Raw genomic sequence first — 10,340 nt, forward strand, 5'->3', positions numbered from 1 at the left:
GCAAGTATCCGATTAATACCATCTTCCACTGACTTTTCCGAGAGGTGGTTCATCTTTGCAGCAATGAGTTGAATCAATTCAGATTTAATCATTATACAGTATCCTCATAAAGCGCTTTGATGGCCTGATGAATCACCGCTTGAGAAAACCCACGGCTGGACAGAAAAGTATAGAGTCTTGCTTTCGACTTGTCATCCGGCGTTCGGTAGACGGAATAGAGTTTTTTGTGTAAGGCTTCCAAAGCACGCTCGTATTCATCGCCACATTGAGCCAGTGTTTGTTCAATGACTTCTTCACTTAACTCTTTCTGCTTTAAAATATTGCGGATAAACCGGTTGCCTTTATGACGATAGCGAAGACTTAAGCTTTCTGCAATGCGCTCATCATTAATGAGGTGCAGCTCACGAAGCCTTGCCAGTGTCTGGCTAATTGCTTTATCAAGGTCAGGATGAGCAGAAAACTCTTTCTCCAAAAGCCTGTAAAGTTCCCGCTCACTGCAATGGCGGGACGATAAATGCTTTAAGGCCGCATCAAAGAGTGTCGTCATCATTAGCCCTTGAGCTTGCTTATGTATTTCTCACCAAAATAGGCTTCCAGTCTGGTTCGAAGCGTTCCACGACTCAGTCCTAAGCATCTTGCCGCTTCGGATTGATTGTAATGCGAAAACTTAAGTACTTCTTTAAACAAAGCAGGCTCAATGGCTTCCATGACGAGCGCATAGAGGTTTTTCACCTGATTTTTGCCCATGGCTTCAATATGCGTATTAATCAGCGTTGTCACCGCCGCTGAAAGCGTACCGGCTTTATTTGTTTCAATGATTTCCATTAGGACTCTCAATCGATTGAATTAATTTGCTGCGATTTCTACCTCAATTCAATCAAAAGGGCAACCCTTCTATAGGTTTGAGGTGAGGTGGGCGGATGAGTTAACAGGGGTCTTGTCATCACCCTAAAAATACAATTCCCAGGGCAAGTTTTCTCTTAAAAACAAGGCCTCGGGAAGCTTACTTTTCTTAATTTTGTTAATAAATCAATGATAATCTGCCCGTTAAAGAATAAAGAAAATCGTTTCTATAAGATGAGTCATTACAAAACAATTACAGAATTATTGGACGGTAAGGGCAACAGCGCTATTCTGACCCGCTGAAATTATTCATGGAATGGTGGTGAATTAAAGCAGCTTCGTCTGTTCAGGTGCTATTTCTAACAAGGGGTAATTGAGACCACTGAGTGGTATAACAGGGTGAGCGCATTGCAGCACGCATCGCCCAGGGTTTACTGGCTCCTTCTGCTGCGAGTTTAATGGTATGACGACCAAATTTGCCATTAATGGTATCAAAGACATCCATGAGCTGGTCTTTGTGGGATAAGGATTCATCCGATGGCTGGTGGAATAGGTCTAATTGTCGCGGGTCTTTTGGGATTAGCTCCTCTAAACAAACGCCCACTTTTTTATAGTGATAGCCTGGTTTAAAAATCTTTTTTAAACATTTTTTGGCAATGCGTGTTAGTAACCTTAAATCATCGGTCGGATTAACCAGTTTAAATTGAATGCTATTGCTGTATTGCGGTAAATCTTGTCGAAATGGATTGGTTCGAACGAACACGTAAAGATATTGTACAACAAGATTCTGGCTTCGAAGTTTTTCATAGGCTCTTGCACAATGAGAACTGATGGCTTGTGCGAGAAAGAGAAAGTCGGTTTGCATTTCACCAAAACTTTTGGACGACATGATACTTTTTTTAAGACTGGGTTCTTCAAGTTCCATGCAGGGAATGCCTTGTAACTCCATGGCAGTGCGCATCAGTATGACATTAAATTGTTTTTTTAAGAGATGTGGATTCATCGCTGCCAAATCATAGGCCGTATGAATGCCTTGTTGGTCTAATTTCTTATGCCACTGCCTGCCAACTCCCCAAACATCGCCTACACTTATTTTCTTCAACCACTCACGCTGGTTGCTCACATTAAAAACAGGAATTTTTAATTCTTTTTTACACAAGTGATTCGCAATTTTGGCGAGTGTTTTGGTTTGTCCAATCCCAATCGAGGTAGGAATTCCGGTTGCTTTTAAAACTTTCTTTTGCAAGTTAGCGCAAAACGAATCGTGTAGGGATTTGGGCATGGTTCGTAAATCAAGGAAGGCCTCATCGATGGAGTAGATTTCCACCTCATTCCATGCTTCCTCAATCACCGACATGACGCGATTGGACAGGTCACCATAGAGGGTGTAATTGGATGAGAAGGTAGCGACTTGATGTTGTTTGCAAAGGCCTTTTATTTTGAAATAAGGTATCCCCATTTGAATACCTAAGGCCTTTGCCTCGTTTGAGCGGGAAATGACATTTCCATCGTTATTCGAAAGCACTATAATGGGTTTGTCTCTTAAGTCAGGTCGAAATAAGCGCTCGCAACTTGCGTAAAAATTGTTGGCATCAACCAGTGCATGGGGCTTGGGGAGCAATGGAACAGCCAAGTCACTTAAGACTTTTCCCCTGCTCTTAATGGCCTTAACTCACCACGCTTTACTTCATCGGGCATTGCGGCATCGTCAACTTAACTTTAGTGTTAGAGTAAGCTCTATTTAGTTGGTGGAAAGATGTTGGAGCAAAAGCCGAAGAGATATCGTTATCCTTTAGAGATAATCAGCATTGCGGTGTGGAGTTATCACCGGTTTAATGACAGCTACCGAGATGTTTCGGAACGGCTGCTGTATCGAGGGATTGAAGTGAGCTATGAGACCATACGCCAATGGTGCAACAAATTTGGCCCTTATTTTAGGCATGTGATTAAGAAGCGCGAGCCAGAGCCATCCGATAAATGGCATTTAGATGAGCAACAACTGCGCATCAACGGCGAGACTTACTATTTATGGCGCGCTGTGGATGAAGACGGTTTTGAGCTGGATGTGTTGCTGCAATCGTAACAAAAGGGCTGCCATCCGCTTCCTGGCACGCCTTATGAACGCCTACCCCAAGCCACGAGTAATCGTAACCGACAAACTGAGAAGTTATACGAAACCGATTCAACAGATGAGCAAAGGCACAGAGCATCGTTCCCATAAAGGGCTCAATAACCGCGCCGAGAATGCTCATCAACCGACTCGCAGGAAAGAAAAATGCCTCATTCGTTTCAAATCACCCGCCAGTGCTCAACATGTTCTGGCACTCATGGGGAAAACCAGAAATCTCTTCGCTATAGCCGTTGGGCGTTACAAGAACTCAGCATCAAAGCAACGAACCCAGTTTCAGAACGCCAAACAAATTTGGCAATCCGCTGCAACAGAGCTCCTTTGCGCCTAAAATTTGAGCTTCCTTCTTTCTTGCGTCAGCAAAAGTTAAGTTGACGATGCCTCTCTAAAGGATAACGATATCTCTTCGGCTTTTGCTCCAACATCTTTCCACCAACTAAATAGAGCTTACTCTAACACTAAAGTTAAGTTGACGATGCCGTCAGAATAGACTCATCCAGTGCGGCATTAGCCAGCTCACGCTTGCCAGGCTTATGCTTACACCAGGCATAGTAACCGCTCCGTGAGACTTTAAGACAGCCACACATCAGTGCAATGTTGAAGCGCTCTTTGTTTTCTTTGATAAACGCATACTTTACCGCGCTTCCTTCGCAAAGTATGCTGCCGCTTTTTTTAAGATTTCCTTTTCCTGAAGAGCCACAGCCAATTGTCGGGAAGCTCTTTATTTTCGGCTTCCAATTCCTTATGTTTACTTACCATTGTCTTTATTTCTCCAGGTAACCGATGGCTATGCATCCAGCTGTAGAGTTGACAAGCTTTTATTCCAAGCTGCTCTGCACTAATGGAACTGATTCCTCGCCCTCTAAAACACGCTTTATAGCTTCAATTTTATATTCTTCACTATAATGAGTCCGTTTTAGCTTTTCCATTTTAACTCTCCTATTTAGCAGATCTACTTATTAATTTCGTGTCCACTAAATCGGGGTCAGATCATCAGGGCTCATGTGCCTAAAAATGCACTGTAACAAGAAGCCGTATACATGACTGCATCTCTATCTCGTTTTCTAGCAATTTATTCAATTACTTCTTGCATCCAGCGCTGGGTCCATACATGACGATGCCGACGCTGCCTCTTGCTTAATTGGAGTCGGTCATTATTTGGCGTGATTTTACAATAATTGGGCAAATAATTGAGTCACAATAATTGTATCGCAGATTTAGAGAGAAAAAAGAGAGTGCCTAAGAAATTTACTACTATAGAATATTTTCGCATTATTAAAGAAAACCATAGAAAATATTTAGAAAAAAATATGGTTACTCATCTTGAAAGAACTACAGCTCTAGAACAAGCCAAATTAGTCGATAAATATGTAGCCCGGATTGGTGATTATCGTGCAACACAAGAGCATTATCTCAATAGAATACTAGATCGCCCCTCTACAGCCGCCAAGGTTGGCCACGGTGTCTTAGCTGGCTTATTGGGCATTGGTGTTACCGGCGCTACTTACTATGCTCAACAAATTATGTCTCCCCTTGATGTAATCAATCCTTTAGCAGGCCCCAAAAATATGGTGGCTGGTGTTTTTAGTGCCGCCTTAGGTGCTGGAGCTAGTGCTCTAGCTTACAAAATTTGGCTAGCCAGCACGCTTAGAGTGGGCGATGACGACGCCTATAAAGAATTCGAAGCTCAAATGAAAAAAGTCGGCTTCAACGATAAGAAATACGAAGAATTATCAAAAAAACTAGTTCATTTATTTCACTATAGAGAATGTCTCTTGCTGGATTTAAGGGATGATACTAAACAAAAAATGCGTGAGGATTTTAAGAACAAACATTTTCCTGATGATAAAACCTTTGATGACAAAGCTCTCGATACAGCAATTGAAGTCTACTTTTTAGCTGAATTAAATAAGTTATTTAACGAAGCCTTCGTAGATATCTATGACATTCATGAAGAACAGATACAAAAAGAGAAGGACCAATACGCTATCATTAACTGGCTAAAAAAATATTTTGAAGCACCTGAGGCAAGAGAACAGTTCACTCAACAATTACAAATTGAGTTCATGAATCAATGTGTAGATTATTTGACTTCCCAGATGATTGAACCAAGTTTTGTGGCTAAACATCCACATCTTACAGCCAGTATCAGCGGCTTAATCGCTGGTAGTATTGCTTTAGGATTTGCCGCAATAATCATTGGTGGTCCAATTACAATAGGTATTCTTGCCATTGGTTTGGTCAGTGCCTGCCTTGCTGCAGTAGTTACTTATTTTGCAATTAACAACATCGAATCTTTACAGTTTAAACGTAGCGAAGAAAATCGTAATGCCCTTAAGCATGTAAGAGATGATATTGTCAAAGAGAGCACTCGGTTAAAAAACTTAATTAAAGATGTAGTCCCCACTACAGGTAAAGATTTAAAAAAATTGGAAGAATATCAATCGGCTGGAGCTACAAAGGGATTTTTAAATTACTTCAACATCTTCAATTTTCATAAGAAGCAAGTGGCTATGGGAGCAAGTACTGCCTGGATTAGGGAACATGCTATTCGCTATCGCCACAGTAAACAAATTGAAATCGATTTATCTGAACAACATAAAGGCATTATCGCTAATGGAGAGACTCAAACTGTAGAAATGCAGAGACTGTTATTGGAAGAAATGCGAGCTAAAGTGCGCGGCTCCCTTCCTGCTGGGTTAAAGAATTTTATTGAAGATACTAAAGCCTACTTGATCGAGCCTGGTAATCAAGATTTTATTAAACGTTTTGAATTAGTCGAAAAAATAAAGCAACAAGTACTAGAAATTGTAGCTGCTGTTCCAGAAGGAACTCTCCAAACTACATTACCTAAAGAATTGATAGATTTTTATACCCTTTCTGTAGCAGATGGAGGGCTAGGTGGTTTGTGCCAAGATCTAGAACAAGTGAGAAGCCTAGCATCTATTATTGATCCAAAACTAGCGACAGATGAATTACATCCCTATTATCAGATGTTAGTTACCGCACAACGATTGAACTATGCTCTCACGCAAGATCCAAATAAAAAATCCATATTCATTGGTGATGCCGACTATCGTGCAATGCTCGGTTTGCGAATTGAAAATCCTAGTGCTCGAATTGAAACCAAAATTAATGCTGGTAATATCCAAAATTATTTAAATAACTCATTCGACTTTCTCTATTCACTTAATAAACCACAAAAAATCAATGGCTCAACTAATTTGGATACACCTTTTGCAAACACGAAAGAATTCGTTTTATATAGAGCACTGTTAATTAAGCAGTTAGCTCATTTGGCGGATCCTAGTAATCCTCACGTCGATAACGAAGTACGACGTGAAATTGGAAAATTTGCCCGTGACAAACTGTACATTGATCCTAAAGTAGTCTTTGACGATGTCTTGCATCAAGGATTATTTATTACAGAAGATAAAACTAGTCTACATTTAAAATACTTAGGTAGAGAACATTCTGTCAGTGACTTAGAATATATTGCCGATGCCATTCGTCTAGATTTAGCTTATACTTCTAAACCCGTTACTCCACGAATGATGATCGCACAGGAAGCAGTAGATTTTTTATTCGACCGAAGAGGAAAAACCATTTTCTCCTACGGAAAATCTGCGCGTGAATTGCCACCAGAAGCCTCAACAGACTATGTAGAAAAAATTGAAGATGCTATTGAAACAACAAAAGCATTTATGTTCGCGCTCTCAGAAAGAAATACATTGAAAAGAACCGGGGCTTTAGCAAGCTACATTCATGATTGTGTGCGAGAAATTAAAAATTTGCGTGAACAAATAGCAGCATTAGATAAAGAAGTACCGGGCAAAACTGCACAAGGCCACCGATTTAAATCACCAGAGCTGGCAAATGCAGAAAAATCACTAAAGGAATATCAAGAAAAGTTAGAGATCATTTTAGACCTCAGGAGAATCGAAGAACTAGATCCAAGCAACATGATGCAATCTAATATATACTTTGGTGGGTTTGCAAAACCCGCTATTAATTTAGATGACTGGGTGAAAATTTTAAATGAACAAAGCGATAGGTCTTTCAATAATAACTCCATAGAGGAAGACCAACCCGACCTTACAGTTTCCACCTTTGGAAAGTCAGCGGTGATGGTGAACTCTTCTCAAGAAGACCAACCCGACCTTACAGTTTCCACCTTTGGAAAGTCAGCGGTGATGGTGAACTCTTTTCAAGAAGACCAACCCGACCTTACAGTTTCTACCTTTGGAAAGTCAGCGGTGATGGTGAACTCTTCTCAAGAAGACCAACCCGACCTTACAGTTTCCACCTTTGGAAAGTCAGCGGTGATGGTGGACTCTTCTCAAGAAGAGCGACCATCCGCTCCTTCTCTTAAAGCGGTAAGTGTTACCATATTTTCAGTGTTTAAGCCAAGTAGGCCTAGTGCTCCAGAAGGCATCGTCATGTATGGACCCAGCGCTGGATGACGTGGTCAACCAAAATGTTACACCCCAGTTGGCCTAGCGCTCCGGAGCTTGCGCTGCGACGCAAAGACAAAGGTTATTTTATAGTTATTTTGCTTTTAATTTAATCAATTAATGCTTGCTTAGTTCCTAGAACAGGGCGAGTAGGAACAAAAAGATCGTAATCCGCATTACTTTGTGCGACGAAATATAATAAAAATAGTAAGAGTATCAACCACAAAATAAGATTCGGAATTATGATGGCACTATTGAAGCACTGATATTCCTGTTTTTGCATCACAGCACAAGTTCCGGAGCGCTAGGCCAATTACTATCATTCATCATAATAATAGCTTCTCTGCTACAGTGGAAATTGATTCAATAAGATTTACTTTACCAAGAAATACTAAATTTCCAGCAAAAGATCTACATGACCTTCTATCTGAATTTGAGGGTCGGCCGGGATTCTGACGAAAAGGACCGTTTGCAGTACAATGTTAATTCGGTTTCGCCAGTCCCCCATGATTTAGGCAGCTCAAATTGATTATAAATGTTAATTTGATAGTCCATGGCTTTGTTTAATTTATAATCTGTAATGTGATGGTTGAATATCGAATCACCGGAAGCAATCACAAAGAATGTGGCAGCAGGGTGTTTAATTAAATGCTCATTCAAATCAAGACGTGATTCAATGTAGTCATCGGCAGGGGAGGGGAAGCCTGCTCGGACTTTGCAACTGTAAAGGGGTAGGGTATAGTTTAGGCCTCCTTCAAGAAAGGCTTTAATGTCCTCAACCCTTGATTGGGGCACTCGAATCGCTTTCGTCGATTCACCCCAACTGTTTGACCCTTTAGGACGACCAGCACCTAATCGTTTACCGCCATGACTCATAAAATCCTCTCTATTGAATACTGTACACAATTCAAATATAGAAGCAAAAAGGGACGGTGTAAACGCCCTATTTTTGAGCATTAGGCTCTTTTCTGTCTTACTGTTTGAAAGGAAAGGGAAAATTATTAAAAATTTAATCTTGTTATCTAATGGGTTACATGGTGATAATCAATAGCAGGCAATTTATTGCGTTAATTAGGGTTTCTTCCTTTCTCCCAAAGCAGTTTAAGGTCATGAAATTGCCTGCCTATAAAGTGAAGCAATAACAGGCTGTCTCGACGGCCATTTTCTCCCCTAATCTATAGATTCTCTTCTTTAATCGTCAATCCATCCAGGTTGTTAATGGAATTGAAGAGTGCGGCTCAATTTAATTAATTTGCGGCACTTCTAACTCGATTAAATGCAATGGGAAGCGGGGTTTTTTACTGCTGTCAGCCTGGCAGCTTTTCGTTTAAAATAACGCAACGTCATTGCTGGAAATAAGTTGTCGATGCTTAGCCGTTCCCAATACCCCGAAATTATCCATGGCCAGGCTCTCCTTGGGCAAGGGGATAAAACATATGCGTTGCCTGTGTATGCAAGCAAGGTTTCAGCAGGTTACCCCATGGCTGCTGATGAGGCTATCGACCAGACCCTACATTTAGACCGTGACCTTATTGAACACCCCTTCTCGACCTTTCTTGTCATTGCCTCCGGTGACTCGATGATAAATGCGGGGATTCAGTCAGGGGATATCCTGGTTGTTGATAAAGCCATTGAGCCTCTCCATGGCCGAATAGTGGTTGCTGCTGTTGATGGCGAGCTGACAGTAAAACGCTTAAATATTGACCGCGAGGGCATGCAATTACTGCCGGAAAATACTTCTTATCGACCAATCCCAATTACTCCTGAGCAGCACGTGGTAATTTGGGGTGTCGTAACGCGTGTGATTGCGAAATCATGATTGAAATTGACTACCACCTGCTATCTGAATTTGCCGTCGAGAATTTAATCATGACCCTACTTACTCGCGAGGCAACCGACTACGGTGAAGAGGAAATGGATTTCGCTCAGAAAAAACAACAGCTTCTTACAAGACTTGAGCAGGGGGATGCTGTGATAATTTACTCCGCTGAAGAAGGTTATTGCACCATTGTTCCAGTAGAAGAGAAGCAAAAATGGCTCTCTCAAGAAAAAGCCATCGCTTAGGCAGTTAGGAAATATGGGGTTTTGTTTACTCTAATTTTCTACCTGCCAAAAATGGGCAGACTTCAACGAACTCTCGACTCAGGAAGTTAACCAATGTTGTTAACTTTTCAAAGTTAATAAAGTCTGTTGATGAATGAGTATGTTAACTGTAGAAGAGCACTATGCTCGAGTATCGACAGATGATAAAAATTAAAAATTACTGGTCTAAATACAAAGATGTAAAAAAATTTTTAATGATTCATGACAGGAGGTAAATGCATGCTCTGGTTTAAACTCGGTTCTTGACAATGCGCGCGGTGGTTATGGTATGGTGGTATGACGTTTAGATTGATATATAAGTTCTTTAAAACAAGTAATTGAGGGGCAGTTATTCTCGATAAGAATTGATCTAAAAATATACATTAATCGTTGAAAATTCTAAGAAAAAAATAAGCCAGTCAGTTGTGTTAGAAAGTAAAGTTTACAGGGCTATATGAATTAAACCCTCGGACCAACTCTCTATAAATAGATTAAAATATATAACCAGGTGGTCTTATGACAAAGAAATCAGCGCCGCATGAAGAATTCAGTCCAAAGACTTACAATCTGGATAAAACTACTGACGTTGTAAAGCTGATATATACAGAAGATGATGATTCAATTACGAGTCATTTAATTGCTCACCTTACTAAAATAATTAATACCGATGATCTATACCATACTTTATTTTTATATAAACCTCATGAAACAATAGAGGAGCAAGATACAGATCAAATTTATTGGGAGTTATGCTCGAATCTGGTGTATGTGAAAAATAAATTAGGTGGCGTATCCTGTTGATTGTTCGCCAAGAACATAATCAACAAAAGGAA

General features: G+C 40.5%; 8 protein-coding genes and 1 pseudogene. 5 read left to right on the plus strand and 4 right to left on the minus strand.

What is annotated here, in order from left to right; genetic code table 11:
- Positions 1–91: 91 nt before the first annotated feature.
- From Lfee_RS06315 to Lfee_RS06325, 3 genes are all read right to left on the minus strand, one after another.
- The gene (locus Lfee_RS06315; RefSeq protein ID WP_058445016.1) at positions 92–547 is read right to left on the minus strand and encodes a regulatory protein RecX; all 456 of its coding nucleotides are present in this window, start codon (positions 545–547) and stop codon (positions 92–94) included.
- Positions 548–549: 2 nt separating this feature from the next.
- Positions 550–825 carry a helix-turn-helix domain-containing protein gene (locus tag Lfee_RS06320; protein ID WP_058445018.1) on the minus strand — a complete coding sequence of 92 codons (276 nt, stop codon included), beginning with the start codon at positions 823–825 and terminating at the stop codon, positions 550–552.
- Between the two features lie 364 nt (positions 826–1,189).
- Positions 1,190–2,476: a Y-family DNA polymerase gene (locus Lfee_RS06325; RefSeq protein ID WP_238584877.1), complete on the minus strand. Its 1,287-nt coding sequence runs from the start codon at positions 2,474–2,476 to the stop codon at positions 1,190–1,192.
- A 123-nt stretch (positions 2,477–2,599) separates the two neighbouring features.
- Here Lfee_RS06325 and Lfee_RS17615 point away from each other — a divergent pair.
- A pseudogene (locus Lfee_RS17615) lies at positions 2,600–3,302 on the plus strand (IS6 family transposase).
- A gap of 904 nt (positions 3,303–4,206) precedes the next feature.
- A complete protein-coding gene (locus Lfee_RS06335; protein ID WP_058445020.1) occupies positions 4,207–7,434 on the plus strand; it encodes a hypothetical protein in 3,228 nt (1,075 codons plus the stop codon).
- 414 nt (positions 7,435–7,848) lie between these two features.
- On the opposite strand, the gene Lfee_RS17620 is transcribed toward Lfee_RS06335, so the two are convergent.
- Complete coding sequence (locus Lfee_RS17620; RefSeq protein WP_440589589.1) at positions 7,849–8,382, minus strand: S24 family peptidase; 534 nt, start codon at positions 8,380–8,382, stop codon at positions 7,849–7,851.
- 409 nt (positions 8,383–8,791) lie between these two features.
- On the opposite strand from Lfee_RS17620, the gene Lfee_RS06345 reads away from it, so the two are divergent.
- The 3 genes from Lfee_RS06345 (at position 8,792) to Lfee_RS06355 (ending at position 10,308) form a co-directional block, all read left to right on the plus strand.
- Positions 8,792–9,244, plus strand: a complete 453-nt coding sequence (locus tag Lfee_RS06345; protein WP_058445022.1) for a LexA family protein — start codon at positions 8,792–8,794, stop codon at positions 9,242–9,244.
- Positions 9,241–9,489, plus strand: a complete 249-nt coding sequence (locus Lfee_RS06350) for a YheU family protein (RefSeq protein ID WP_058445025.1) — start codon at positions 9,241–9,243, stop codon at positions 9,487–9,489. The genes Lfee_RS06345 and Lfee_RS06350 overlap by 4 nt, the downstream gene beginning before the upstream one ends.
- Before the next feature lie 534 nt (positions 9,490–10,023).
- Positions 10,024–10,308: a hypothetical protein gene (locus tag Lfee_RS06355; protein WP_058445027.1), complete on the plus strand. Its 285-nt coding sequence runs from the start codon at positions 10,024–10,026 to the stop codon at positions 10,306–10,308.
- Positions 10,309–10,340 lie beyond the last annotated feature (32 nt).

The organism is Legionella feeleii, from assembly GCF_001467625.1.
In the GTDB taxonomy this organism is placed as follows: domain Bacteria; phylum Pseudomonadota; class Gammaproteobacteria; order Legionellales; family Legionellaceae; genus Tatlockia; species Tatlockia feeleii.

Bases quoted from the DNA above. Each gene is read 5' to 3' on its own strand.
- Lfee_RS06315 (WP_058445016.1), bottom strand. From the start codon at position 547: ATGACGACACTCTTTGATGCGGCCTTAAAGCATTTATCGTCCCGCCAT.
- Lfee_RS06320 (WP_058445018.1), bottom strand. From the start codon at position 825: ATGGAAATCATTGAAACAAATAAAGCCGGTACGCTTTCAGCGGCGGTG.
- Lfee_RS17620 (WP_440589589.1), bottom strand. From the start codon at position 8,382: ATGCTCAAAAATAGGGCGTTTACACCGTCCCTTTTTGCTTCTATATTT.
- Lfee_RS06345 (WP_058445022.1), top strand. From the start codon at position 8,792: ATGCTTAGCCGTTCCCAATACCCCGAAATTATCCATGGCCAGGCTCTC.
- Lfee_RS06350 (WP_058445025.1), top strand. From the start codon at position 9,241: ATGATTGAAATTGACTACCACCTGCTATCTGAATTTGCCGTCGAGAAT.
- Lfee_RS06355 (WP_058445027.1), top strand. From the start codon at position 10,024: ATGACAAAGAAATCAGCGCCGCATGAAGAATTCAGTCCAAAGACTTAC.